This is a genomic window from Pseudomonas sp. Z3-8, assembly GCF_051131975.1.
In the GTDB taxonomy this organism is placed as follows: Bacteria; Pseudomonadota; Gammaproteobacteria; order Pseudomonadales; family Pseudomonadaceae; genus Aquipseudomonas.
The window spans coordinates 448,166-470,712 of the sequence record NZ_CP071643.1; the positions used below are offsets into that span (position 1 = coordinate 448,166).

28 protein-coding genes are annotated in these 22,547 nt (G+C 63.3%); 12 read left to right on the forward strand and 16 right to left on the reverse strand.

Annotated elements, in window-relative coordinates; genetic code table 11:
* Nucleotides 1-17 precede the first annotated feature (17 nt).
* Nucleotides 18-614: a GNAT family N-acetyltransferase gene (locus J3P94_RS02095; protein ID WP_434571082.1), complete on the reverse strand. Its 597-nt coding sequence runs from the start codon at nt 612-614 to the stop codon at nt 18-20.
* On the reverse strand, nt 611-1,162 hold the full coding sequence (locus J3P94_RS02100) for an RNA polymerase sigma factor (RefSeq protein ID WP_434571084.1): 552 nt from the start codon (nt 1,160-1,162) through the stop codon (nt 611-613). Before J3P94_RS02100 ends, J3P94_RS02095 begins: the two co-directional genes overlap by 4 nt.
* Before the next feature lie 450 nt (nt 1,163-1,612).
* Here J3P94_RS02100 and J3P94_RS02105 point away from each other — a divergent pair, with 450 nt between their 5' ends.
* The 12 genes from J3P94_RS02105 to J3P94_RS02160 all read left to right on the forward strand — a co-directional run bounded on the left by J3P94_RS02105 (nt 1,613) and on the right by J3P94_RS02160 (nt 12,605).
* On the forward strand, nt 1,613-2,608 hold the full coding sequence (locus J3P94_RS02105) for a TyeA family type III secretion system gatekeeper subunit (protein ID WP_434571086.1): 996 nt from the start codon (nt 1,613-1,615) through the stop codon (nt 2,606-2,608).
* The gene (gene sctV, locus J3P94_RS02110) at nt 2,605-4,692 is read left to right on the forward strand and encodes a type III secretion system export apparatus subunit SctV (RefSeq protein WP_434571088.1); all 2,088 of its coding nucleotides are present in this window, start codon (nt 2,605-2,607) and stop codon (nt 4,690-4,692) included. Before J3P94_RS02105 ends, sctV begins: the two co-directional genes overlap by 4 nt.
* A gap of 160 nt (nt 4,693-4,852) precedes the next feature.
* The gene (locus J3P94_RS02115) at nt 4,853-5,746 is read left to right on the forward strand and encodes an FHA domain-containing protein (RefSeq protein WP_434571089.1); all 894 of its coding nucleotides are present in this window, start codon (nt 4,853-4,855) and stop codon (nt 5,744-5,746) included.
* Nucleotides 5,746-7,104 carry a FliI/YscN family ATPase gene (locus J3P94_RS02120; protein ID WP_434571090.1) on the forward strand — a complete coding sequence of 453 codons (1,359 nt, stop codon included), beginning with the start codon at nt 5,746-5,748 and terminating at the stop codon, nt 7,102-7,104. Before J3P94_RS02115 ends, J3P94_RS02120 begins: the two co-directional genes overlap by 1 nt.
* Nucleotides 7,091-7,510, forward strand: coding sequence for a hypothetical protein (locus J3P94_RS02125; RefSeq protein WP_434571092.1), 420 nt, complete (start codon nt 7,091-7,093; stop codon nt 7,508-7,510). Before J3P94_RS02120 ends, J3P94_RS02125 begins: the two co-directional genes overlap by 14 nt.
* Entirely contained in the window at nt 7,500-8,054 is a 555-nt protein-coding gene (locus J3P94_RS02130) for a type III secretion protein (RefSeq protein WP_434571094.1), read from the forward strand. The genes J3P94_RS02125 and J3P94_RS02130 overlap by 11 nt, the downstream gene beginning before the upstream one ends.
* The gene (gene sctQ, locus J3P94_RS02135; RefSeq protein WP_434571096.1) at nt 8,051-9,151 is read left to right on the forward strand and encodes a type III secretion system cytoplasmic ring protein SctQ; all 1,101 of its coding nucleotides are present in this window, start codon (nt 8,051-8,053) and stop codon (nt 9,149-9,151) included. Before J3P94_RS02130 ends, sctQ begins: the two co-directional genes overlap by 4 nt.
* On the forward strand, nt 9,148-9,801 hold the full coding sequence (gene sctR / locus J3P94_RS02140; RefSeq protein ID WP_305498095.1) for a type III secretion system export apparatus subunit SctR: 654 nt from the start codon (nt 9,148-9,150) through the stop codon (nt 9,799-9,801). Before sctQ ends, sctR begins: the two co-directional genes overlap by 4 nt.
* Before the next feature lie 9 nt (nt 9,802-9,810).
* Nucleotides 9,811-10,065, forward strand: a complete 255-nt coding sequence (gene sctS / locus J3P94_RS02145; RefSeq protein ID WP_305498097.1) for a type III secretion system export apparatus subunit SctS — start codon at nt 9,811-9,813, stop codon at nt 10,063-10,065.
* Nucleotides 10,065-10,862: a type III secretion system export apparatus subunit SctT gene (gene sctT, locus J3P94_RS02150; RefSeq protein WP_434571099.1), complete on the forward strand. Its 798-nt coding sequence runs from the start codon at nt 10,065-10,067 to the stop codon at nt 10,860-10,862. The genes sctS and sctT overlap by 1 nt, the downstream gene beginning before the upstream one ends.
* Before the next feature lie 15 nt (nt 10,863-10,877).
* Nucleotides 10,878-11,978 carry a type III secretion system export apparatus subunit SctU gene (gene sctU / locus J3P94_RS02155; protein ID WP_434571101.1) on the forward strand — a complete coding sequence of 367 codons (1,101 nt, stop codon included), beginning with the start codon at nt 10,878-10,880 and terminating at the stop codon, nt 11,976-11,978.
* A 108-nt stretch (nt 11,979-12,086) separates the two neighbouring features.
* Nucleotides 12,087-12,605, forward strand: coding sequence for a type III effector (locus tag J3P94_RS02160; protein WP_434571103.1), 519 nt, complete (start codon nt 12,087-12,089; stop codon nt 12,603-12,605).
* A gap of 133 nt (nt 12,606-12,738) precedes the next feature.
* On the opposite strand, the gene J3P94_RS02165 is transcribed toward J3P94_RS02160, so the two are convergent.
* The 14 genes from J3P94_RS02165 to J3P94_RS02230 form a co-directional block, all read right to left on the reverse strand.
* Nucleotides 12,739-13,188 carry a type III secretion system chaperone gene (locus J3P94_RS02165; protein WP_434571105.1) on the reverse strand — a complete coding sequence of 150 codons (450 nt, stop codon included), beginning with the start codon at nt 13,186-13,188 and terminating at the stop codon, nt 12,739-12,741.
* A gap of 26 nt (nt 13,189-13,214) precedes the next feature.
* Nucleotides 13,215-13,592 carry a type III secretion protein HrpV gene (locus J3P94_RS02170; protein ID WP_434571107.1) on the reverse strand — a complete coding sequence of 126 codons (378 nt, stop codon included), beginning with the start codon at nt 13,590-13,592 and terminating at the stop codon, nt 13,215-13,217.
* A gap of 6 nt (nt 13,593-13,598) precedes the next feature.
* Complete coding sequence (gene hrpT / locus J3P94_RS02175) at nt 13,599-13,808, reverse strand: HrpT family type III secretion system protein (protein WP_434571108.1); 210 nt, start codon at nt 13,806-13,808, stop codon at nt 13,599-13,601.
* Complete coding sequence (sctC, locus tag J3P94_RS02180) at nt 13,805-15,955, reverse strand: type III secretion system outer membrane ring subunit SctC (protein ID WP_434571110.1); 2,151 nt, start codon at nt 15,953-15,955, stop codon at nt 13,805-13,807. The genes hrpT and sctC overlap by 4 nt, the downstream gene beginning before the upstream one ends.
* A complete protein-coding gene (locus J3P94_RS02185; protein ID WP_434571111.1) occupies nt 15,948-16,379 on the reverse strand; it encodes a type III secretion system chaperone in 432 nt (143 codons plus the stop codon). Before J3P94_RS02185 ends, sctC begins: the two co-directional genes overlap by 8 nt.
* A complete protein-coding gene (locus J3P94_RS02190) occupies nt 16,366-16,590 on the reverse strand; it encodes a serine kinase (RefSeq protein ID WP_305498110.1) in 225 nt (74 codons plus the stop codon). The genes J3P94_RS02185 and J3P94_RS02190 overlap by 14 nt, the downstream gene beginning before the upstream one ends.
* A 232-nt stretch (nt 16,591-16,822) precedes the next feature.
* The gene (gene sctL, locus J3P94_RS02195; protein WP_434571114.1) at nt 16,823-17,404 is read right to left on the reverse strand and encodes a type III secretion system stator protein SctL; all 582 of its coding nucleotides are present in this window, start codon (nt 17,402-17,404) and stop codon (nt 16,823-16,825) included.
* Nucleotides 17,382-17,969, reverse strand: a complete 588-nt coding sequence (locus J3P94_RS02200) for a hypothetical protein (protein WP_434571115.1) — start codon at nt 17,967-17,969, stop codon at nt 17,382-17,384. The genes sctL and J3P94_RS02200 overlap by 23 nt, the downstream gene beginning before the upstream one ends.
* Entirely contained in the window at nt 17,966-18,841 is an 876-nt protein-coding gene (gene sctJ, locus J3P94_RS02205; protein ID WP_434571117.1) for a type III secretion system inner membrane ring lipoprotein SctJ, read from the reverse strand. The genes J3P94_RS02200 and sctJ overlap by 4 nt, the downstream gene beginning before the upstream one ends.
* A gap of 13 nt (nt 18,842-18,854) precedes the next feature.
* Nucleotides 18,855-19,229, reverse strand: coding sequence for a type III secretion system inner rod subunit SctI (gene sctI / locus J3P94_RS02210; protein ID WP_434571119.1), 375 nt, complete (start codon nt 19,227-19,229; stop codon nt 18,855-18,857).
* A 28-nt stretch (nt 19,230-19,257) separates the two neighbouring features.
* Nucleotides 19,258-20,187, reverse strand: coding sequence for a type III secretion protein (locus tag J3P94_RS02215; protein ID WP_434571120.1), 930 nt, complete (start codon nt 20,185-20,187; stop codon nt 19,258-19,260).
* A gap of 59 nt (nt 20,188-20,246) precedes the next feature.
* Nucleotides 20,247-20,456 (reverse strand): hypothetical protein, encoded by a 210-nt coding sequence (locus tag J3P94_RS02220; protein ID WP_003206573.1) that lies wholly within the window; start codon nt 20,454-20,456, stop codon nt 20,247-20,249.
* Between the two features lie 92 nt (nt 20,457-20,548).
* Complete coding sequence (locus tag J3P94_RS02225) at nt 20,549-21,472, reverse strand: sigma 54-interacting transcriptional regulator (RefSeq protein ID WP_434571123.1); 924 nt, start codon at nt 21,470-21,472, stop codon at nt 20,549-20,551.
* 406 nt (nt 21,473-21,878) lie between these two features.
* Nucleotides 21,879-22,454, reverse strand: coding sequence for a DUF6436 domain-containing protein (locus J3P94_RS02230; protein WP_434571124.1), 576 nt, complete (start codon nt 22,452-22,454; stop codon nt 21,879-21,881).
* Between the last annotated feature and the right edge of the window lie 93 nt (nt 22,455-22,547).

Consider the following 22,547-nt stretch of genomic DNA (forward strand, 5'->3'; position numbering starts at 1 on the left):
CCGGACGAGCCGTTGATTCAGGCCAGGCTGGCCTCCCTTGTCTTCGCAGGCACTGAAGCGCTGACGGGTGTGGTGTCGATAGGCATCAGGTCCAATCCATAGAGCACCACATCCGCACGTTTGTCAGCGAATCGGGCGATACCCGGGAAACGTCCCCACAGTGTCGCTCCCAATCCTTGCACGCCCCGCTTGCTCGCCTCGTTGTGCTCGATGATCCAGGCCACCAGCGTCTCGAAACCATAACGTCTGGCCAACACCACAGCGGCCTGGCCGAGGCGAATGCCGACGCCGCTGCCAATGTGGTCGTTGCGCACATAGATCGATACTTCGCCGGTCAACCGGCAGGCCTGGGCACCCCAGCAGAAGCGGTTGACGATCAACCAGGCGACCACCTCGCCGCCGCGCTCGAGCACGTAGATCGGGTCACCTTCCTTGACGAAACAATCGACGAAGAACGTCATTTCCTTCAGGGAAAACGCTCTGAGTACGGGGGAACTGGTTCCCCCCAGAGCGCTTTCGTTGAAGATATCCGTCATCACCGGCAGGTCATCGGGCGTATAGCGACGTACGCCACGTGGCAGGTCGGCTCGGCTGTTCAAACGATTACTGGTCATGGCCGGGTTTCTCCATAGACGCTTTTCTTGAGTTGTTCACGGGCCCGAAACAATCGTGAGCGCACGGTGCCGATGGGCACGCCCAGCCGGTCGGCGGCATCGCGGTAGCTGCTCTCGGTGTCCACGGCGGTCCACAAGGTGTCGCGCATGTCCTTGGGCAGGGCGTCCATCGCCAGCAGCGTCCGGTCCAGCAGCCGCCGGTTGTCGCACAATTCACTCAGGTCGATGTCGTCGCTGGATTCGTGAAAATCGCTTTCGTCGAACGTGCTCAGTGGTGGTTGCGCATAGAAACGGCGGAAGTGATTGCGTATCAGGTTCAAGGCAATGCCGCATAGCCAGGTGTCCGGCTTGGCCAACCCCTTGAATTTTTCCTGGTTGCGCCAGGCTTCCAGATACGTGAGTTGGATGATGTCGTCGGCGTCGTCTTGATTGAGTACACGCTTTTGCACAAACAGACGCAGCTTACGCTCCTCGCCGAAGCTGACACCGGGCGCACTCGGACGTGTCGGTGAGGTTTGCGGGGGAAGCATGAGGTTCAGGCTGTTCATCAATAAATCCCTCTGAATGGGTTCCCTGATGTCGACGGGTGTGTCGACGTTTCCCCTTCAGCAGGACCTGTGCCAAGCCGGATTTAACACTTATCTAAATGAAATTTAAGGACTTTTTATTAGTGCAAGTGCTCTATTTGTGCAAGGGCGTGCACGGCTTTCCGGAAGTCCACTGCATGAAATTGCACCGACCGGCTCTTCGGGAAACGGCCCGCGGACGACTCGGTCGTTCGCTTTAGAAAAGCCCGTGATGGCGATGGAACCGAATGGTGGATCACCGCCACCCACTGAGCGTCCGAAACCACGCTCCCGGCCATCATGAAAGTAGAAGCCCCGACAAATGCGCACATTGCCGCCAATCTCGCCCAGGCCGTTTCGGCTGTCGCGGGCGTTGGCAGGCCTGTCGAGTCGTCGCAGGCCACGCAGTCCAGTTCGATGGAGGAGGTCGGCATGACCTTCAGCCATCATGTGGAACGCAATACCAAGGCGCTGAACCAGCGTCGCATCCGTAATGCCCGCAGCGAGGTGGGCCAGGTGCGGGTCGAGACCCGTGAGCAACTGGAGGAGTGGTACGACCAACTCGGCCACCCCGGCAAGCAGAGCCTGGGGGCCATGGCTGCCCAGGCCGGCGTCTTGCTCGGTGGCCAGCCGGTACTTGAAGAACTGGTGCAATCGACTGGCGGAGATCCGGCCCGCACCGACCTGATCCTGAAGCAGGCACTGCTGGACGCCGAGGCGCAGGGGCGTCTCGTCGAAGCCAAGCGTGCCCGCGACTATCTGCAACTGTTGCGCGAGCGTTATGGTGCGCAGATCCAGGCCGGCATGAACATCGCCGAGGCCCTGCGGGCCTCCGGTGGCGATCCGGAACTGCGCCAGGCGGTACGGCGCCTCTATTACGACACCGTGGTGCTCAAGCAATCCTTGCCCACCATGATGCAGGCGTTGCTTGGCCTGTTCGGCGAAGCGGCATTCGTCTCGGGGCTCGACATGATGCGCCGCGCACTGGCTGATGACATCGCCGCCCATGCCCCTTCGCGGCCTACCGCTCTGTTGCGTACGTTGCTGATCGGCCTCGCTGCCTCGACGCAACTGAGCAGCGTGCTGCAAAGCTGTCGCCGTTTGCTCGAGCAACTGGCCTACAGTTGCCCGGCCAGCCAGCTCACGGCCGTGCTGTTGCTCCAGCGCATGCTGGGATTTGTCAGCAGCGGCCTGTCTTCGGCGGAGGTGCGTCGCATCGGCCGTGAATTGGGCGGCGATCAGGAGCGCGACCAACTGGTCTCCTTGAACGGCTTGTACCCCTTGCTCAAGCGTTTGCCGCTGGCGCTCTGGCGCGATGCGAAAAGCCGCCAGAGCGCGCTGAAGAATCTGCTGGTGCTGCTCGATGAGCGTTCCCGTGGCGAGACCCGTGGACAGACCGCCGAACCGGTTATTGGAGCGCGTCCATGATCGCCATGCTGAACAAAGTCGCCCAGGCGGCGGTGCAACGTATCGAGGTGGCCGGCGCGTTCGTGGTGCTCGGCATCGTGTTCATGCTGATCCTGCCGTTGCCGACGGCGGTGGTCGATGCGCTGATCGCCATCAACATCTGCATCTCTTGCCTGCTGATCGTGCTCTCGCTGTACCTGCCGCGTCCGTTGGCGTTTTCCTCGTTCCCGGCGGTGCTGTTGCTGACCACTTTGTTCCGGCTGGCGCTGTCGGTGGCGACCACGCGCTTGATTCTCCTCCAGGGCGACGCGGGTCATATCGTCCAGGCGTTCGGCAATTTCGTGGTGGGGGGCAACCTTGCGGTCGGGCTGGTCATCTTTCTTATCCTGACGGTGGTCAACTTCCTGGTGATCACCAAGGGCTCCGAGCGGGTCGCCGAAGTGGCGGCGCGGTTCACGCTGGACGCGCTGCCTGGCAAACAGATGTCCATCGACAGCGACTTGCGGGCGAACCTCATCGATGTCAGCGAAGCCCGTCGCCGTCGCGAGGAACTGAACAAGGAAAGCCAACTGTTCGGGGCGATGGACGGGGCGATGAAGTTCGTTAAGGGCGACGCTATCGCGGGCCTGGTGATCGTGGTGATCAACCTCATCGGTGGCTTCTCGGTCGGCATGGTCCAGCATGACATGAGCGCGTCCGACTCGATGCACTTGTACGCCGTGTTGACCATTGGCGACGGTCTGATCGCGCAAATTCCGGCCCTGCTGATTTCCCTGACCGCCGGCATGATCATCACCCGCGTCTCGCCGGAAGGACAGCCTGCCGGCAGCAGCGTAGGCAAGGAAATTGCCAAGCAGTTGACCGCCGAGCCCAAGGCCTGGGTCATCGCTTCGGTGGGAATGCTCGGCTTCGCCGCGTTGCCCGGCATGCCGACGCTGGTATTCATCGTGATCGCCTTGATCACCGGCACGGCGGGCATCATCCAGTTGCATGGCCGGGCAAAACAGGCCCGCCAGGCGGAGCAGTCTGAAACGGTCGTCACGCCGGAACACAATGGCGCCGAGGACCTGCGCAGCTTCGACCCGACCCGGGCCTATCTCTTGCAATTTTCCAAGGCGATGGAAGGCAACCCGGCCGCCGAGGACGTTATCCAGTCGATCCGCAAAAAGCGCAACGCGCTGGTCGCAGGTTTTGGCCTGACCTTGCCGCCCTTCGAGATCGAATACAGCACGCAGCTGGAAGACGACGAGTTCCGGTTCTGCGTGCACGAAGTGCCGATGTTGCGGGCGACCTTCGGTGACCGCGTGGCCGTGGCGCGCGGGCCGCTGCCATTCGAGCCGCAGGATGCCCGGGTCGGCAGCGAAGTGCGTGACGAGCATCAATGGCTTTGGCTGGCCCCCGGCGACCCGCTTCTGGCGGACGAGCGCGTGGAAGCGGTGCCGGCGGGGGAGCTGCTGGTGGAACGCATGAGCCGGGCCATGTTTGCCACCGGCCCGCAGTTCCTCGGGCTGCAGGAAAGCAAGTCGATCCTCAGCTGGCTAGAAGCCGGACAGCCAGAGCTGGTGCAAGAGCTGCAGCGGACCATGCCCTTGGCCCGTTTCGCCGCCGTGCTGCAACGCTTGGCAGGCGAAGGCGTGCCGCTGCGGGCGGTGCGATTGATCGCCGAGTCGTTGATCGAGCATGGGCAGCACGAGCGCGATGTCGGTGCGCTCACCGACTACGCCCGTATCGCCCTGAAATCGCAGATCTATCACCAGTACCGCGATGAAGACGGCTTGCACGTCTGGCTGCTGACGCCGGAAACCGAAGGGCTGCTGCGCGACGCGCTGCGCCAGACCCAGACGGAAACCTTTTTTGCCTTGGAAAGCGTACATACCCGCGCCTTGGTCTTGCAGCTGCGCGAAGGCTTCCCGTTGCGGGCCAAACGCGTGGCGGTGCTGTTGGTCGCCCAGGACTTGCGCGCGCCGCTGCGTGACTTGCTGCGTGACGAGTTCAATCACGTGCCCGTGCTTGCCTTCAGCGAGTTGCACAGCAATGCCCAGGTCACCGTGCTGGGGCGCTTCGATCTCGAGCAGGAACAACTGCGGATCGAGGACGCCGCATGAGGGTTTTTTCCCCCTCGGCGCGCGGGCAGCGCTGCCACGGGTAACGATGTAAATCCAGGCGCGTTCGATGGCCTGGCTGTGACAGTGGACGAGGGCCACCCGTGCCCCGTCGTTTAACCGGATTGTGGGCGCACCCCCGTCGCGCCTTGAGGAGTTGGCCATGTTCGAGCTGCGTGTATTGAGTGGTCTGCACCGAGGTGCGGCGTTGCCGCTGGTGGGCGAGCAATGGGTAGTGGGAGCGGCGGAAGACGCCGACCTGGCGTTATACGATCCAGGTATCTGCGCACATCACGTGGCCCTCAGGCAGGTTCAGGGCCAATGGCTGCTGGACTCGCTGGAGGGAAAGGTCTGTGATGCACAAGGCCAGCCCTGGATTCCCGCCGGGGCGTTGCAAAGCAATGCGCCTTTCTCTATCGCTGGCGTCTGGTTGTGCCTGGCCCCGGCGGATCAGCCCTGGCCTGAAGAAGCAGCCCTGGATGATGCGGCGCACCTGGCGGTAGAGCGCGAACCGCAAAGGGCCGCGGCGCGGCCTTCCTGGACCAAGCGCCTGGGCATCGCTGCCGCGGTGATTACCGTTGCCTCCAGCGCCTTGGCCTTCACCAGCCAGCCGGCACCGACTGTGGCGCCCGGCGCGGTGCAACAGCTCAAGCCGGCCAAGGTGGCCCTGGACACTGTCGAGGCGGTCCGCCTGGAGCTCGATCGCATGCTTCAGGAGCGTGACCTGGATGCCCATGTGCAGACCGAGGTCCAGGACGGCCGACTGGCCCTGGTGGGTGAGTTGCCGCGTCAACGCCTGGCGATGGTCGAACGGCTGATCGAGCGTTTCCATGCCCGCTACGATACGTCGGTCGCGATCACGACCAACGTCAGGGAGCGGCTGAGTCAACTGCCGTTTCAGATCGCTCAGATCGTCGGCGGCAAACATGGCCACGTCGTCACGTCCGACGGCCGCCGGTTGTTTCTGGGCGACCAGATCGATGGGCTGCGCCTGACCGCGATCGATGCCGGCAAGGTCACCTTCGAAGGTGAGCAACGCTACGAGGTCACCTGGTGATGACGCAGGCGGCCATTGCACGACTGGAGAGCTGGGAGGCCGGCCAACGGGCGCATCTGCGTCGGTTCTCGCCGGTCATGGTGCGCGGACAGGTACAGCGGGTCAGCGGCATCTTGTTGCAATGCCGGCTGCCGGGAGCGCAGATCGGAGACCTCTGCCAGGTCGAACGTGACGCGCGCGAGCCGTTGCTCGCCGAAATCGTCGGCTTCGACCGTCACGATGCCTTGCTCAGCGCCTTGGGTGGCCTGGAGGGCGTGCGGGTCGGCGCTGTCGTGGAGCCGCTGGGCATGCCCCATCGGGTGACTGTCGGCCCGCAATTGCTTGGGCAAGTGTTGGACGGCTTCGGTCGGCCCCTGTTGGACGGTGGCGTGGGCGCTTTCGCCGGCGCGCAGGTGCTGCAGGCCTCGCAAGTGATTGGCGAGGCGCCTGCGCCGACCGCGCGACCGCGCATTCAACAGCCCTTGATGACCGGTGTACGCGCCATCGATGGCCCGCTGACACTTGGCGAAGGCCAGCGTGTCGGGTTGTTCGCGGGCGCCGGCTGCGGCAAGACCACATTGTTGGCGGAGATCGCCCGCAACGTTGACTGCGATGTCATTGTCTTCGGCTTGATCGGTGAGCGCGGGCGCGAGTTGCGCGAATTTCTCGACCATGAACTGGACGATGAATTGCGCGCTCGTGCAGTCCTGGTATGCGCCACCTCCGACCGGTCCAGCATGGAACGGGCCCGCGCGGCATTCACCGCCACGGCCTTGGCCGAGGGCTTTCGCGCCCGCGGCCAGCGCGTCCTGCTGCTCATCGACTCGCTGACCCGGTTCGCCCGGGCCCAACGGGAAATCGGCCTCGCCGCTGGCGAACCGCTGGGTCGCGGCGGCTTGCCTCCTTCGGTCTACAGCCTGCTGCCGCGTCTGGTCGAGCGGGCCGGGTTGAGCAATGAGGGGGCGATCACCGCGCTTTATACGGTGCTCATCGAACAGGATTCGATGAACGATCCGGTGGCGGATGAAGTGCGTTCGCTGCTTGATGGTCACATCGTGCTGTCGCGCAAACTCGCCGAGCGCGGTCATTACCCGGCGATCGACGTGTTGGCCAGTCTCTCGCGAACCCTGGCCAATGTCGCCGAGGCCGAGCACCTTCGAGCGGGCATCAATCTGCGGCGGTTGCTGTCGGCCTACGAGCAGATCGAATTGATGCTGCGCCTGGGGGAATATCAGGCCGGCGCCGACCCCTTGACCGACCTGGCGGTGGAATCCCGCGGTGCCCTGGACGCATTCCTGCGCCAGGACTTGCGTGAGCCGGAGATGTTCACGTCGACATTGGCCCACCTCCAGCAATTGACCGCCTATGTCCCGGGCTGATCTGGACGCCCTGGCGCCGGTGCGCCGGCATCGCGAGGCGCAAGCCGAACGGGCCTGGCGCCAGCAGCGCGAGCTTTTGCGCGAGCGCCAGGCCGCGTTCGCCGCCGCGCGGGCGCGCTGGCAGGCAGCCTGTGAGCAGCAGGCGGCTCAGCGCGAGGCCCTCTACGGCGAGCACCGTGGCCGTGCGCTGAGCATTTGCGAACTCAATGCCTGGAGCACCGAGGAGCGGCGCTTGATCGGCGAGTTGGCGGAGCAAGCGCGGGCCTTGCAGGCGCTGGACGAGGAACAGGCGCAGCAGGCACGCCATACCGAAGCCGCGCAGCAGCGATTACAAGGGCGCAGGCGTGACCTGGAAAAGCTCGGCGCCATGATGGAGTACCTGACGGAGGTCCCCGATGATGAATGAACGCACGGTACGCGGTGGACCGCCGGCTGCATCCGCCCGGCACGCGCCGCGTGCGCATGAGTACGCGCCTGCCCAGGTGAGTCGGGCCACCCGTCCGGCGGCCCGCGAGCCTGCGCCCGCTTCCGAACGCGACCCCGAAGTGATCGCCGGGCGCAGCGACGGCTACTGGTTTCGCCAGTGGGTCGACGCACCTCGGGGCAGTTGCGAGGACGACACCGCCGGCGCCGGCTCCCTGTCAGGGTGGGTGGGCCTGGAGAGCGGCGAAGTGGACGCCTTTGTCGATCAGCTGTCGCCGCGTCTGCGGGCCACGCTCGACCAGCAATTGGACCTGCTGCTGCACCTTCCCCACCTGGGACGGATCAGGGTCTCTGCGCAGCGTCTCGCCGGAACGTCTGGCTGGGACATTGGCCTGAGTGGCGAAACCGAAGAAGTACGTGCGCGGTTATCGAGTCGGTCCGGGCGCCTGGAAGAGGCGTTGGGTCAGAGCCTGGGCCAGCCGGTGACGGTGCGCGTGGCATCCGCAGAGGAGGCGAGTGCGACATGAGCGTACGTGCATTGGCGCTGCGATCGATCTGCAGCGATGACGCCGCCGCCCGGCAGCGCTTGGGGGCTGGCGTCAGTCTGCCGTTCGAGGTGGCGGGCGAAGCGGGCGTGGTGGAACTGACCCCGGCCAGCGGAGCGGCGAGAGCTACGTCGTTTGTGCTGGAGTGTGCGCAAGGTGCCCTGGCCCTCGACGAGCCCGGTCCGGTACTCAGCCTGTTCGGCGAGTGCCCAGTGGTCCTGCCCGCCGAGCCTTGCGCGGATGACGCCTGGTTCTGGGCGCTGTTCCAGCAAACCCTGAGCGAGTCCTTGCGGCAGGCATTCGGTTTTCTGAGACCGCTGGCCAGTCACGTCGTCGAGGGCATCGCCTGCCGGATCGAGGTGAAAACAGGCGCGGCCCGTGCCACGAGCCATCTGCAAATCGCCGGGACGACCCTGCTGGGGGTGCTTGGCGCAGCGCCCTGGCAGCGTCGGAATGTGCCCTGGGGCGATGACCTTGCGCTGGATGTTCCGCTGCCATTGGGGCACCTGACGTTGGCCGCCAGGCAGGTGGCCGCGCTGCGCCCCGGTGACGTGCTGGTTCCGGAGTCCCCCCTGTTCGATCCATCCGGCCAGGGAATCATTCGCCTGGGCCGGCAATGTGCTCGGGTGCGGGTAGACGACCGTGCCGCGCCGTTGCGCCTGACCTTGTTCGCTCTGGAGGAAACCGCTATGAGCACTACCGCCGATACCGACATCCTGACGCCCGACTGGGACGACACCACTCGCTACGAACCCGACGTCCAGGCACCTGAAGTCGACGAGCAACCAGCGCCTTACCCCGTCGACTCCGATGCCACGCAGGCGCCGGTTGCAGATCCTGCCGCCATCCGCGAGCGTTTCGACGACCTGCCATTGGCGCTGACGATACGTTGCGGCCACTTGAGCCTGACCCTGGGCGAGTTACGCGACCTTGCACCCGGCTCGGTGCTCCAGGTCCAGGGCGTGGCGCCGGGCGCGGCGGCGTTGTTCCATGGCGAACGGGCCTTGGCCCACGGCGAACTGGTAGAAGTTGATGGCCGGCTCGGTCTGCAGATCACTCGCGTGGATGTGGCTGGATGAGCTTCCAGGGGGTCGACCCCTTTCTGCTGGCGCTGTTCATCGGCGGGATCTCATTGGTTCCCTTGTTGCTGATCATTTGCAGCGCCTTCCTCAAGATCGCCATCGTGTTGACGATTACCCGCAACGCCATCGGCGTGCAGCAGGTGCCGCCGAACATGGCGCTGTATGCCATTGCGCTGGCGGCGACGTTGTTCATCATGGCGCCGGTCGGCCACGACATCGCCGAGGAGCTGAAGGAGCGGCCACTGGATTTCAGCAATACCGAGGCGTTGCAGGGTTCTGCCTTGAACGCGGTAAAACCGCTGCAAGCCTTCATGTCGCGCAATACCAACCCGGACATCCTCACCCACCTGCTGGAAAACACCCAGCGCATGTGGCCCAAGGAGCGCGCCGAGCAAGCCAGTCGCGACGACCTGATGCTGCTGATCCCGGCCTTCATGTTGTCGGAGCTCGAGGCCGGCTTCCAGATGGGCTTCCTGATCTACATCCCGTTCATTGTCATCGACCTGATCGTGTCCAACCTGCTGCTGGCGCTCGGTATGCAGATGGTCGCGCCGATGACCATTTCGTTGCCGCTCAAGCTGCTGGTGTTCGTCCTCGTGCAAGGCTGGACGCAATTGCTCGACAGCCTGTTCTACTCCTATCTCTGAGGGCATGCGATGGACGCGATGACGTTGTTCAAGGAAGGCATGTTGCTGGTGGTCCTGCTGTCCGCGCCGCCCTTGATTGTCGCGGTGATCGTCGGCGTGCTGACTTCCCTGGTGCAGGCCTTGATGCAGATTCAGGACCAGACCTTGCCCTTCGGCATCAAGCTGGTGGCCGTGGGGCTGACCTTGCTGGTCACCGGTCGCTGGATTGGCGCCGAGCTGCTGGGCCTGTTGCGTCGGGCTTTTGAACTGATGGCCAGCACCTGATGACGACCCAGGCCTTCCTTCCCTATTTCGACTTGCTGCTGTCGATCGCCCTTGGCATGGCGCGTATCTATCCGGTGGCTTACCTGGTCCCGGTGTTCTGCTTCCAGCATTTGCGAGGCCTGCCGCGCCATGCCGTGGTGTTCGCCCTGGGCATGTTGCCGGCGCCGGGCATCCGCCAGGCCCTGATTGATGCCCAGGTCAGTTGGCTGACCCTGGCTGGGTTGATGTTCAAGGAGGTGGTGCTGGGCCTGCTGCTCGGGGTGCTGCTGGCCATGCCGTTCTGGCTGTACGAGTCGGTGGGGGCCTTGCTCGATAACCAGCGCGGTGCGCTCATCGGCGGCCAGTTGAACCCGGCACTCGGCACGGATACGACGCCGTTGGGCCACCTGTTCAAGGAGATGACGATCCTGTTGTTGGTCGCCACCCTGGGCATCGGCACGCTGACCCAGGTGATCTGGGACAGCTACCTGGTCTGGTCGCCCACGGTCTGGTTTCCGTTGCCCGGCGCGGATGGTTTCGGGGTGTTCCTCGGGCTGCTTGCCGAAATGTTCATGCACATGATGCTTTATGCGGCGCCCTTCATCGGCTTGCTGTTGCTGGTGGAGTTCGCCTTGGCCTTGCTCAGCCTGTATAGCCCGCAATTGCAGGTCTTTGTCCTCGCCATGCCGGCGAAAAGCCTGGTCGGGCTGGGCTTCCTGCTGTTCTACCTGCCCACGTTATGGGACGCGATGACCGGCCGTCTCGGCCGTTACGGGGAAATCCGCAACCTGCTCCACCTGCTGTTGCAGGGGCCTTGAAGGAAGGGCTCGTTCATGAGTGAAGACAGCGGGGAAAAGACCAAGCGCGCGACACCGAAGAAAATCCGTGACGCCCGCAAAAAAGGCCAGGTCGGCCAGAGCCAGGACCTGAGCAGCCTGTTGGTACTCACGGCAGTCACCGAAGTGGCATTGACCCAGGCTGACAACAGCATGCAGGCGCTGGGTGAAATGGTTTTGTTCCCGTTGCACCGGCTGGACGGCGACTTCGTGCGCGCCTTCGAGGAAACCCTGGCCCATGCCGGTGGCGTGTTGCTCAGTTTCACCTTGATGACCGTCGGGTTGGCAATCGCCACGCGCCTGATCGCCGGTTGGGTACAGTTCGGCTTCCTGTTCGCGCCCGAGGCTCTTCACCCCGATCCGAACCGTTTGAACCCGTTGAACCAGGCCCAGCAGATGTTTTCCGCCCAGGCGCTGATCCAGCTGTTCATGGGGCTGGTCAAGGCAGTGTTCATCGCCAGCGTGCTTTACCTGGTGACGATGCCTGCCCTCGGGTCGTTGATCAGCCTGGTCAACGGTGACCTGCATGGCTATTGGCGCGGGCTCGCCAGCCTGTTCCGGCACATCATGCACATCTGTCTGGGCGTGTTGCTGGTGCTGGCGATTCTCGATTTTGGCCTGCAGAAATATTTCTTCGCCAAGCGCCTGCGTATGAGCGAAGAAGAGGTGCGTAAGGAATTCAAGGAAATGGAGGGCGATCCCCACGTCAAGATGCATCGACGCAGCCTGGCCCGGCAGTTGGTCGACCAACCTGCCAGCAAGGAAACCAAGCCGGTGGAAGAGGCCGATGTGTTGGTGGTCAACCCGACGCACTTCGCCGTCGCGCTGCTCTATCGACCGGAGGAAACGCCGTTGCCGCAGCTCATTACCAAGGGCGTCGATGCGGATGCGCGTGCCCTGATCGAGCGAGCCAAGGCGGCGCGTATCCCGGTCATCCAATGCATCTGGCTGGCGCGAACGATCTACAAGGAAGACGTAGGCGGATATATCCCGCGGGAAACGCTTCAGGCGGTTGCGCACATTTATCGGGTCTTGCGCGAGCTGGATGACGAGGCCAAGGGCGAGGTGATCGAAATCCCGGAACTGAACCTGCGCTGAGGTCGATGGAACCGGTGCGCACCGGGATGCCACTCAGGTAGTGAGCCCGGGATCGCCCGGGCGATGCCGGCAGTCCTACCGCACACACCGACTCGTGGAGATTCCCCTATGCCTGAACCCAATTCACTGGCCAATTCCATAAGGGGCACGGGTGCCCTGCATGGCGTCGACGGCTTGCACTCGTCGCGCTCGCCCTCGTTGAGCCAGCAGCCTCGCGACGCCCAGCAGCGTACCGGCACTCAAAGCCTGCATGGGCGGGGTCGCTCGTCTTCGTCGCCCCCTGCGGTTCACCAGCGCGGCCGGACCCGGACACGGGGTGCCGAGCGCACGGCTACGCCGTCTGACGATCGACCGCTGGATGACACCCAAAGCCCCGGTTCCACCGCGCCGCCTCGCACGCCCGACTCGTTCATGAGCGAGATGGAAACCCGTCAAAAACAGTTGATGGAAAAGCAGTTCGATATGCAGATGCGAATGGAGGAGCGTCAGAGCGAAATGATGATCGTCAAGAGCTCGGCCGACATGGCCAAGTTGATGAGCGACACGGTGACGGAAGTCACCAAGGGCTTCATGGACACTGCGAGGAGAGTCATGCAGGAGGGAGGTGAGGCGATGAAACTTCGGTAATACACGCAATGAGTTGGAAAACGCTGTACCCGTGGCGAGGGAGCTTGCTCCCGATGGGCTGCGCAGCAGCCCTTTTTTGTGAGGGCTTCGCCCTCAAGCGGGAGCAAGCTCCCTCGCCACGGTTTTTTGCTGTCTAGACCAGTCGGGTGCGGCTCGCATTGAGCGAGGTTGGACGTAAGGCCGCTGGCGTAGCGGACGGCATCAAGCGTGCGCGCACCTCGCCGACCTGGCCGATGAAACCGACGATCCAATGGCAGAACTGCGCCTCATCGAGCATCGACAACGGCCAATGGGCACACAAGCGAACGCTGCCCTTTTCGTCCAGGGCCAGCCAACTGCCGCCGAGCAGATCCAGTCGAAAGTTGAGCTCCAACAGGCGTTTATGCAGGCCAGGTGCATGGGCTGGCACATCGACCGCGCAATGGAGGATGGCCACATCGCCGTGATCGGGCAGCTCGATGATCACGGCTTCCCGGTTGCTTGCGTCATACAGCGCGCAGACGCCGCTCTCCAGTTGCAGCTGCGCATGCAAGTGTTCCGCGAGGGCTGAGATCAAGCGCTGGGCGAGCGGTGTGGTGGTCATGCAAAGCCTCCCTCGGCCACGGGCCTTCAGTAAGTAACCGAATAATCGTCAAGGTCTTCCAGGCCCAGCAACGACAATTGCCGGGACTGGATCTCGTCGAGCATCTGCGACGAGATCGGTGACTCGGGCAGCGCCTGCCAGACCACCAGCGCGCGCTGCGGATCGAGAAACAGGAACAGTTGCGCGTAGTCACTCGGGTGGGCGAAGCGTCGTTCGAGCGCCCGTCGCACCTGGCTCACGCCTAGCGCCTGGCTTTGTATCTGTAACGCAAGCCCCAAGCTGTGGGGCTCGCGTCGCAGGCAGAACTCGATGCCCGGGGCTATTTCCCAATACGTCGCGATGCCGGCGATGATGTTTTTCTGAAAGGCCTGGCGGGTGCTTACGCTGTGTACCGAAAAAGACATACCGTTTCAGTTCTCCAGTGGAACGACCGAATGGTCGAGCGGATGTTCGGGGGAGCCCAGGCCGCCGCGCATACCCGGCGACCACCAGATCACCAGACGGCCGTTGTCGGGTTCGGCGCGGCTACAGGCATCGCCCTGGCAGCCCCAACGGTTTGCGCAGCCGGCGAAAACCGGCAGGCACAGCAACAAGACGAGCAGCATCGGGGTGCGACTCATGGCGTGATCCTCGCACTGGTTTGCAAGAGGGAAGAGCGCCCGCCACCTGGTGTGCGCTTGGGTTGTCTCATGACGACGAACACTTCGGTTTCCTCACCGGGCTCGAGCCACACCTTCGGCCAGGCGGAGGTGGCCATGGTCCAGCGGGTGCTGCAGCTGGCCTCGTCGAAGCGCAACCGTCGGTCGCCATCGTTGCGCACCACGCCCACGGCGATGCCGTAGTCCGGCCCGGCAAACCACTGGGCGCGCCCGGCGTCCAGCGATAGCCCCGGTTGCAACGCGCACAGCGTGTCGGCCGAGTAAGGAATCGAGGCGGCTTGCTTGAACGTCGGCGGAATATTGCCATCGGCCAATTGGGCGAGCACGTCGCTGATCTCGATGCGACCGATGGGGCGAGTGCCGTTGCGCCGCTCTTCCAGGCGTGCCATTGCGCTGTCCACCTGTTCACGATCGAGCTCGGAGATGTAGCGGGCCGGGTCGACCTGGTCGCCAATCAGACGGGGCGTGAGGATGAATACGCGTTCACGGCGGCTGGTCTCGCGGGTGGTCGAGGAAAACAGCAGCGGTCCGATCAGCGGGATGCGTCCGAGCCATGGCACCCGTTCGAGGTTGTCGCCGGTTTCCTCGGTATGAAAACCACCCACCACCAGTGATCGGCTTTCCCCCATCACCGCCTGCGTACTGACCACTCCTCGCCGAACGCTGGGCGTCTGCTGACCGACCTCCGAGGGCTCGATCTTGCCGTCTTCGATGTCCAGGAACATCTGGATCTGGTTGCGGCCGCCGGTCTCGATGGTGTGGGGCACGACCTGCAGGCTGGTGCCGGCCGTGATGGGCTCGACGGTGGCCACCCGTTCGCCAATGGCGGAGATGTACTCGGTCCGGCTGAAGTCGATGACCGCTGGCTGGTTTTCCAGGGTCAGTACTGATGGATTCGCCACGACCGAGGCCAGGCCGCGACCTTCCAGTGCTCGCAGTTGCGCGGAAAAGTCGCCGTAGTCCTGGATGAATACCGTCGAGCTGGCGCCTGGGCGAATCATCGAGGCGCCGCCGATCAGATCGCCGCTCTCGACGTTCCAGTTCGACGCCAGTTCGGCCAGTTGGGTGCGGTCGATGTCGAGAATGATTGCATCGATTTCTACCAGTTTGCGTGGCACGTCCACGTCACGGATCAGCGGCGTGTAGATCTCCCGACGCTTGGGCGAGTCGTAGATGAGCACTGCGTTGTTGCGCACGTCGGCTTCGACGCGGATCCGACCGCGGCCGCCCTTGCCAGCGCTTTCCGGGCCTTGCACGCGGTTGGTGTTCGGGCGGCCCATGCCGCTCAATGCCAACTGCTCGATATTGCCCATCGTCATGGACTGCTGGGCCTGCATGTTCTGGAACGAGGCCTGGGGCGAGGTCGCCTGCATTCCACCGGACACCGCACTGCGGCTTTCCAGCAGCCCTTTGAGAATGCTGGCAACCCCGGGAATCACCAGCGTATCGCCGCGGTACTTGATGCTCCGGTCGGCGGCGGTGGCATAGCGCAGCGGGAAGCTGATCACCTCCTGCTTCTCTTCAGGTGTCTTTCGCGCCTCGGCAAACTGCGCCACCAGGCGCACGTAGCGTTCCGGTCCGGAGACCAGCACCACGCCTTCGTCGGGTAACTCACCCCAACCGAAACGCGGGTCCAGCAGGCCGATGTCGGTCAGGGCTTGCTTGATGTCCGGCGCGGCATCGGCGGACACTTCCAGGCGCGTGGAATCCTGGTTTTGCAAAGGGCTGACGTACAGGGTGTTGCCGTACATGAACCACTGGAAACGATTTTCCAGACCGAGCCGGTCGAGGAATGCCTGGGGGCTTTCGGCGCGCATCCGGCCGTCGACGCTGCCTTTCACGGTGCCATCGAGCACCAGTTGCACCCCGAAGGTATTGGCAAAGTCGCCAAGTACCTTGGGCAGGGGCGTGTTCTGGGCATCGTAGGCGTAGGGCGTGTTTTTCCAGTCGGTCGGTACCGCCGCTTCGATCGGCATGCCCGCGCCCAGCGCGCCGGCCAATGCCAGTGCAAGCAGCGATGCCTTGGTCCAGCGACGGACGATGGACCGGCGAAAGTGTACCTGGCCGGCGGCCATCGAGCGGTACGGTGCAAGCCACCTGTTAGGCATGGCGGATTCCTGTTCCGAGCGAGTGAAAGTGCGAGGGGCGTCGCGCCACGGCACGTTGTTCTTTATGGAGAATCGATTGCCAGGTGTCCCGCTGGTTGAGCAGCGCTTCGAGCACTTCGACCAGGTCGTCGATGTGCGCGTCTGTCGCCAGTTGCGCCAGTAGCCATAAACGCTCGTCCTGGGGCGAAAGGGCCAACGCACCGGGGAATCGCGAGAGGCTTGGCTGCGCCAGCCGCAGAAGGTCTTCCAGGGACCCTTCGTTGCCCGGCGGGAAATTCAACTCGACCGATACCAGCAGGCCGTCATCCAGCTTCTTGAAGATCGCTTCGCCATCATCGATGACGATGGCGAAATGTTCCGCGCCGTCGACGTCGACGTCGGCGTTCCAGCGGGCGAGCTGTGTGCGCAGCTCATGGCATTGCATCGATGATCGCCTTGGCGAGGTTGTGGTGGGCGGTGGTCTGTTGAGTGGCCGCGTTCACCGCGACCGACATGCCGTTCATGCTGGTCACGAACGAGTGCATATCGTCGAGGGACTGGCTCTCGGCGGCGTTCATTGCAGCGTTGTTGACGTTGTCGCTGGCGCGTTGGAAATAGGTATCGAGACGGCGCTGGATGGCATCGATAGAAGACATGGCGGTTGCTCCGAGGTAAGCGTATTCACCGGATGAGTGGTGATTACGCCGATGACGGTTCCGCGAAAAGTGAGCAAAAGATCAGTTGGGAGGAGGGAGTCCTGTTTTCCACCGCTGGACCACTGTGGGAGCGAGCCTGCTCGCGAAGCGGTGTATCAGCTAGCAGTAATGCCGCATGTGCCGCTGCCTTCGCGAGCAGGCTCGCTCCCACAGTGTCCGAGGCGGTCCTGGCTTATCGCATTGGCACGATCAGGCGCAACGCTTCAACAGCCGTGGCCCAATCGAGCAGGAACGTGCCGCCTGGTGTTTCCAGCTTCAGCTGATGCGCCTCCATGCTGGGATCCGCCACCGGCGTCCAGGGACGTTCGCCAGATGAGCCCAGACTTTGGCTCAGCTTCGCCAAGTCGTCGGGATGACAGCGAAGAGTCGCACTGACCGAATCATGCTGGCGTGAGGCAAGCTGACGAACGAGTGCATCGATGCGGGCCTGATCCGGGACTTCGCTCAACAGCGTTCCCAACGCCTCGTTGACCAACTGCGCGGCGCTGGTCTCGATCCGTTCCCACATGGCCTGGCGCTCGGCTTCCCAGGTGGCGAGCACGGTTTCGGCTGTTTCCCAGAACTGCGCCTGTGCCTGGAGCACTGCGGCGCGCGCCTCTTCGGCGGCACCTTGGATCAGCTGCGTGGCGTGGGCCTGGGCCTGTTCGAGAACGGCCTGTGCTCGGCCACAGTCCACCAGGGTTTCGCGAGGAATACAGGGTTGCAACAGGCCCTGGCCACCGGGACGTAGGTCAAGCGAGCGCCGAGCGAGCATCGTGTATCTCCGTTTGGGGGGGCGCTGGCGCCAGGCTTTGCTCGGCTTTCCAGCACGCGGACTGCCAGAGCGTGTTGAGCTTGGCGGCAGGCGGCCGTGGGGTGGGCTGTGATTCGAGGGCAATGATCCTGCTGCGCGGGAAGGCCAGGCGCGTACGCTCCCAGGTCCGCTCCCCCAGCCAGGCGCGCAGCAGTACAAGCGGGTCGTGGCCTGGTTCGAGCCAGTGTCCGGGGCGCAACGCCTTGGCGGTGCGCTCGCACCACGCCCGGTCCTGCGGCGAAAGCATGTCCATCGTCGTCAACGGCGAGCAGGTGTTCGCCACTAATTGGCAGGCCAGGGCCAAGGTTCGGGGCGTGCCGCAACAGAGTGACAACACCGCCGGGTCGGGCTGTGGCGGTGTGCACGGCGTCATGCCGAAACCGCGGGCCAATGCGGCGTGATGCCCGCGGGCCAAGGCGTCGATTTGTGGCCCGGTCAGCAGGCCGAGCGCGGGTGGATACCAATCACGGTCTGCTTCGCGCCACGCCAGGCTCCACCAGCGAGCCCATTCAAGCGCCGCGTTCATGCAGCGGTCCCCTTGCTGTCAGGCTTGGCGCCCGGGTTCTTCACCGCGAACAGTGACGGCGCCGTGCCGTTTTGCGCACCCGCCGACGTTGCGCCCTTGCGCTCGAAGAATCGTGGCAGCACCAGTACGCCGTTGCGCCACAACCGGTAGAGGCCGTACGAGGCGCCCAGCAGGAGGGCGAGCAAGGTTAGGCCGGCCGCCAGGGTTACTCCCCGCCAATAGCCGATGTCGTCGGCCTGCATGAGGAACGGCCCGAAATACGCCATTTTGCGCCGTTCCTGATAAGCCGCCGCGGGAACGAAGACCACCGACAGCTTGGCCGGGTTCTGGGCCGCGTCGGCCATGCCGGGAATTCCGCTGGCGACCAGGTTGCGCACTCTCGGCGTGATGCTGTCAGGATCCAGCGCGCTGGTGTGCTTGATAAACACCGAGGCCGACGCGGGCTGGACCGGCTCGCCGGGAGCGACCCGTTCCGGCAGCACCACATGGACCCGGGCGAGCACCACGCCATCGATTTGCGACAGTGTCGATTCGAGCTCCTGAGACAGCGCGTAGAGGTAGCGGGCACGTTCTTCCATCGGTGTGGAAATCACGCCTTCCTTGCGGAAGATCTCCCCCAGGCTGGAGCGCGATCGACGCGGCAGCCCAGCGGCTTCGAGAACCTGTACCGCGCTGTTCATGTCCGCTGGCTCGACCAGCACGGTCAGCCCGTCCTTATCGACCTGCTTGCTGGCCTCGACGTTCTTGTCCGCCAGTTCCGCGATCACTTCATTGGCATCCTGCTCGGAAAGATGGCTGTGCAGCGCCGTCCTCTCGTCGCATCCGGCGAGCAGCAGGCACAGCACTAGGGGTGAGAATGCGCGCATGAACATGACCGGCTTTCCCTTACTGGAGATTGGTGAGCTTCTCTATCGCCTGGGAGCCCTTGCTGACGATCTTTGCGGTCATCAGGCTTTCCAGGTGAAAGGAAGACAGCGACCGGTTGGACTGCAACATGTCCTGGGGATCGGCGGTGCGGATGGCCTTGAGCATGTCCCGGTTGGCGCGATCGTCCAGCCGTTGCAATTCGCCGGAGCGGCTGGACAACGAATCGATGATCCTCGCCGCGACATTGTTTTCACTGTCGGGGGCGGGGGCTTTTTCGCGCATTTGCGCGTTGAACCAGCTGACATCGCTGGTCTCGGCACTCGCCCGCGCACTGGCGCCAGGTTTGGTTGCGGTGGAAACCACGCTGGTGGTGTCGATGGCTTGTACGGTCATGGCATATCTCCGATTACAAGGTGGGCCTTCAGGCGTACATCAGCCTCAAGACGTTGCGAGCGCTACCCGTCACGCTCAGATGAAACTCGATTTCTTCCCGGCTGCGTCGACCGCGCCGTTGCATAGGCGGCTGCTGGCCGGCCAGGCGGGCGAGAGCGAGGTCCAGTTCTTCCAGGGCGAGCTGGAACAGCCGTGTCTCGCGAGCATCCAGCCATGCGCCACAGGCAATCCGTTCGGTCCATGTCCAGTTTTGCCCGTCGGAGCTCGCCGGTGGCGGGTATCGCGACGGGTGCTGGTCCATGAATGCCGCGACCTCGAACAGCAGGTCCAGGTCGTCCTGTTCATAACGCGCCTGGCCTTGCTCTTCGTCGATGTCCAGCAGGGTCAGCAGTTTCCTTCGGCCCAGCACCGCGATGATCTTGAGCAACAACGACAGGCTGGTGTCGTAGCGGTCGCGCCGCGTGGCGCGGTCTCCTTCCAGCTCCCAGGCGCCGAACAGCGCACCGCAGAACGGGTTGTTGGCGTTGCCGAAATCGCTCTGGCTGTCGACGTCGTTATCGCCGATGGGCTGCCGGCGGTGGGCGAGCATCTGCGCCAGGTCGTTGAACAGATCTTCGTTGGAATAGGCATCGTCGCTGTCGACATCGAGGGTGGATCCGGTACCTCCGTTGATCTCCTCAAGAATATCTTCGAGCACCAGATGCAGAGGGGCCTGGGTCTCGGCGGCCAGTCTGTCCTGCGGGGTGGATAAACCTGACCGGGGCTGCCCGCCTGTCGAGCCGTGTTCGCTGCTCCATTGGACGAGCGACTCGCGCAGCCGATCGCTCGCACCGTGCAGCGCCAGGTGCTCGACGACCCGATCCGCCAGGCCGTTCGCAGGCGAGGCCTGGCGCAGTGTCGGGTCGTCACCGAGCAAATCTCTGGTGCTACGAAGGTTGTCTGGCGAATGGATCTGCATCGGGTTTCTCCCTCGACGCGCATGGGATTCCCCGCCGGAGCGGGGCTGGAGCGAGAGGGTCAGAAGCGTATGTTCTTGGATGCCTCCCCCATGGCGGTGATGGCCTTGGTCGCGGTGTCCATCGACCCTGCCGCGATTGCGTTCATGGTGTCGGCAACCAGTTTTTTCTGGTCGAATTGGGATTTCATGGTCGTCATCGCCGCCGACGTGGCGTCCATCTGTTGCATGGCTGCCGTGGAGGCGGCGAGAGAAGCTCCACCAAAACTCATAGTCGTATCTCCGGATTGTGGAATGGCGAGACGATCGTGAACGTCTCGACGAATAAGTGGCGACCGCTGCGAAAACGGTTCCACCTATCCACTCAGCTCGTCGATATTTGCAGGCATTTCATCCGGTAATAGAGCGTGCGGCGGGCGATGCCCAACTCGGCGATGACTTTATCGATGCAGTGATGGTGGCGACGCATGCAGTCCTCGATGAGGATCTTTTCGAACTGCTGCAGGTGCTCTTTGAGCTTGAGGGTCGAGCTGTTGTGCTCCAGCTGCTCGGCGCGGGGCAGTGCCGGCAAGCCGAGCACGTAGCGCTTGGCGGCCGATTGCAACTCGCGGATGTTCCCAGGCCAGGCGTAGCCGAGCAACTGGCGCAACAGCGCTGGCGAAGGCGCGACGTAGGGCTGGTCGAGTGCCTGGGCTTCCCGGCGTACCAGGGATTGGAACAGCGGCACGATGCGTTCCTTGCGGCTGCGCAACGGTGGCAGCTTGAGGCTGATGATGTTCAAGCGGAAATAAAGGTCCCGACGAAACTCGCCACGCTCGACCATTTCCGCCAACGGGCTTTGGGCCGAGGCAATCACCCGCATGTCCACCTGGATGTTCTGGGTCGAGCCCAGCCGCTGCACAGTCCTCGACTCCAGGACACGCAGCAGCTTGGCTTGCAGCCCTAACGGCATGCTGTCGATCTCATCCAGATACAGCGTGCCGTTGTGCGCAGCTTCGACGTACCCCGCGCGATTCTGGCTGGCACCGGTAAACGCGCCGGTATTGGCTCCGAAGAGTTGGCTCTCCGCAAGGGACTCGGGAATGGCGGCGCAATTGATGGCGACGAACTTGCCGGAGCGGCCGGACATGCGGTGGATTTTTTCCGCCAGCGTGTCCTTGCCAGTGCCGGTCTCTCCGCGCAACAGCACATCGACCCCTAGCGGGGCGACGCACTGGGCAAACGCCTCAAGATTGAGAGCATCCTCTTTCGTGGGAGTGGAAAGTGCAGCGCATAACAACTTTTGCATCACTGACGATTCCATTTTTTGTTTGGTTTAGGAGGGTCGACAAGTAAAACGATGAAAAGGCGTATCCAACTTCCTCGATATATAGCGCCGCCGCGCAATCGCAGAGAAAATCAACATCTTCTGTACGAGGGTTAGAGAAGCGATTAAAGAAAAGTTCACGTAGCGCCGACGGTTGTTAAACGATTCAGCTCGGCAGCCAGAACGCCCCGAAACCCCCTGCGCGACCGGCCTGGTTAGCGTCTGGAGCGAAAACCGGGGGATGTCGGAGGCTTTTCGAAAAATTGGATCCGACAAACGGTTCAGCGCCAGCTCGCTGTTTGAGCAAGTACTCTAGAAAAGAGCAATAGCTCTGATTTTGTAAGGCGCCTACAGACGTTTAAACAATACGCATCGTAGTTGGGTTGGATTAGTTTGAGTTCGACCATGGGCAATAACAGCCGACCGCCAACGTATGAGTCGCATTAACTTCCCGGTCAATATTGAGTGCTTCGAGTATTGGCTCGATAAAGCTGTTGCTCGAGTTGCAAGTCAAGCCTTCGCTGTAAGGCCCGAAGTACGCCAGCTTGCCGCTGCGGTCCCAGATCGCCACGGCGGGGCTGGCGGGAATCTGTGCCGAGCCTGGTAACGTCGTCAGGGGTTTGAGATTGCTCAAAGTGCTGGGCAAGTGGCCTTGGCTGCCAGTCTTTTGTACGGCGTAGAACTCGACGCCTTGCGGCGCATATCTGTCGATCAGCTCGGAGAGGTGCTGCTGATTGCCAACGTTGCATGGGCAGGCCGGATCCCAGAAGTGCACCAGGCGGATTGCGCCCGGACCGGCGAGGTCGGCGGGCAGGCGCAACGGGTCGCCGGAAAACACCGCCGTGTGTTGACTGAACGCCCGGAGGAAACGCCCCTGGAACCAGTCGTAGGCGAACCACAGGATGACGGCACACGTCAGGGCGAGGAGGCTGGCAAGCAAGGTTGTGCGGTGGGACGGGCGCATGGAGTCGATCCTCTGAAGCCGCGTAGCTTGCCATGGCTGGCGCAACAGATGAATATCGCAGGCGTATAACGCCTGTTTTCGCGCGATGCGCAT

Excerpts from the sequence above, each read along its gene's own strand:
- sctT (WP_434571099.1), top strand. The coding sequence starts at position 10,065 with ATGACGACCCAGGCCTTCCTTCCCTATTTCGACTTGCTGCTGTCGATC.
- J3P94_RS02170 (WP_434571107.1), bottom strand. The coding sequence starts at position 13,592 with ATGTCTTTTTCGGTACACAGCGTAAGCACCCGCCAGGCCTTTCAGAAA.
- J3P94_RS02200 (WP_434571115.1), bottom strand. The coding sequence starts at position 17,969 with ATGAACGCGGCGCTTGAATGGGCTCGCTGGTGGAGCCTGGCGTGGCGC.
- J3P94_RS02230 (WP_434571124.1), bottom strand. The coding sequence starts at position 22,454 with ATGCGCCCGTCCCACCGCACAACCTTGCTTGCCAGCCTCCTCGCCCTG.
- sctV (WP_434571088.1), top strand. The coding sequence starts at position 2,605 with ATGATCGCCATGCTGAACAAAGTCGCCCAGGCGGCGGTGCAACGTATC.
- J3P94_RS02190 (WP_305498110.1), bottom strand. The coding sequence starts at position 16,590 with ATGTCTTCTATCGATGCCATCCAGCGCCGTCTCGATACCTATTTCCAA.
- J3P94_RS02095 (WP_434571082.1), bottom strand. The coding sequence starts at position 614 with ATGACCAGTAATCGTTTGAACAGCCGAGCCGACCTGCCACGTGGCGTA.
- sctU (WP_434571101.1), top strand. The coding sequence starts at position 10,878 with ATGAGTGAAGACAGCGGGGAAAAGACCAAGCGCGCGACACCGAAGAAA.
- sctR (WP_305498095.1), top strand. The coding sequence starts at position 9,148 with ATGAGCTTCCAGGGGGTCGACCCCTTTCTGCTGGCGCTGTTCATCGGC.
- sctC (WP_434571110.1), bottom strand. The coding sequence starts at position 15,955 with ATGCCTAACAGGTGGCTTGCACCGTACCGCTCGATGGCCGCCGGCCAG.
- J3P94_RS02100 (WP_434571084.1), bottom strand. The coding sequence starts at position 1,162 with ATGAACAGCCTGAACCTCATGCTTCCCCCGCAAACCTCACCGACACGT.
- sctL (WP_434571114.1), bottom strand. The coding sequence starts at position 17,404 with ATGCTCGCTCGGCGCTCGCTTGACCTACGTCCCGGTGGCCAGGGCCTG.
- J3P94_RS02225 (WP_434571123.1), bottom strand. The coding sequence starts at position 21,472 with ATGCAAAAGTTGTTATGCGCTGCACTTTCCACTCCCACGAAAGAGGAT.
- sctJ (WP_434571117.1), bottom strand. The coding sequence starts at position 18,841 with ATGTTCATGCGCGCATTCTCACCCCTAGTGCTGTGCCTGCTGCTCGCC.
- J3P94_RS02185 (WP_434571111.1), bottom strand. The coding sequence starts at position 16,379 with ATGCAATGCCATGAGCTGCGCACACAGCTCGCCCGCTGGAACGCCGAC.
- J3P94_RS02215 (WP_434571120.1), bottom strand. The coding sequence starts at position 20,187 with ATGCAGATCCATTCGCCAGACAACCTTCGTAGCACCAGAGATTTGCTC.
- sctQ (WP_434571096.1), top strand. The coding sequence starts at position 8,051 with ATGAGCGTACGTGCATTGGCGCTGCGATCGATCTGCAGCGATGACGCC.
- J3P94_RS02105 (WP_434571086.1), top strand. The coding sequence starts at position 1,613 with ATGACCTTCAGCCATCATGTGGAACGCAATACCAAGGCGCTGAACCAG.
- hrpT (WP_434571108.1), bottom strand. The coding sequence starts at position 13,808 with ATGAGTCGCACCCCGATGCTGCTCGTCTTGTTGCTGTGCCTGCCGGTT.
- J3P94_RS02165 (WP_434571105.1), bottom strand. The coding sequence starts at position 13,188 with ATGACCACCACACCGCTCGCCCAGCGCTTGATCTCAGCCCTCGCGGAA.
- J3P94_RS02130 (WP_434571094.1), top strand. The coding sequence starts at position 7,500 with ATGATGAATGAACGCACGGTACGCGGTGGACCGCCGGCTGCATCCGCC.
- sctI (WP_434571119.1), bottom strand. The coding sequence starts at position 19,229 with ATGACCGTACAAGCCATCGACACCACCAGCGTGGTTTCCACCGCAACC.
- J3P94_RS02125 (WP_434571092.1), top strand. The coding sequence starts at position 7,091 with ATGTCCCGGGCTGATCTGGACGCCCTGGCGCCGGTGCGCCGGCATCGC.
- sctS (WP_305498097.1), top strand. The coding sequence starts at position 9,811 with ATGGACGCGATGACGTTGTTCAAGGAAGGCATGTTGCTGGTGGTCCTG.
- J3P94_RS02115 (WP_434571089.1), top strand. The coding sequence starts at position 4,853 with ATGTTCGAGCTGCGTGTATTGAGTGGTCTGCACCGAGGTGCGGCGTTG.
- J3P94_RS02120 (WP_434571090.1), top strand. The coding sequence starts at position 5,746 with ATGACGCAGGCGGCCATTGCACGACTGGAGAGCTGGGAGGCCGGCCAA.
- J3P94_RS02220 (WP_003206573.1), bottom strand. The coding sequence starts at position 20,456 with ATGAGTTTTGGTGGAGCTTCTCTCGCCGCCTCCACGGCAGCCATGCAA.
- J3P94_RS02160 (WP_434571103.1), top strand. The coding sequence starts at position 12,087 with ATGCCTGAACCCAATTCACTGGCCAATTCCATAAGGGGCACGGGTGCC.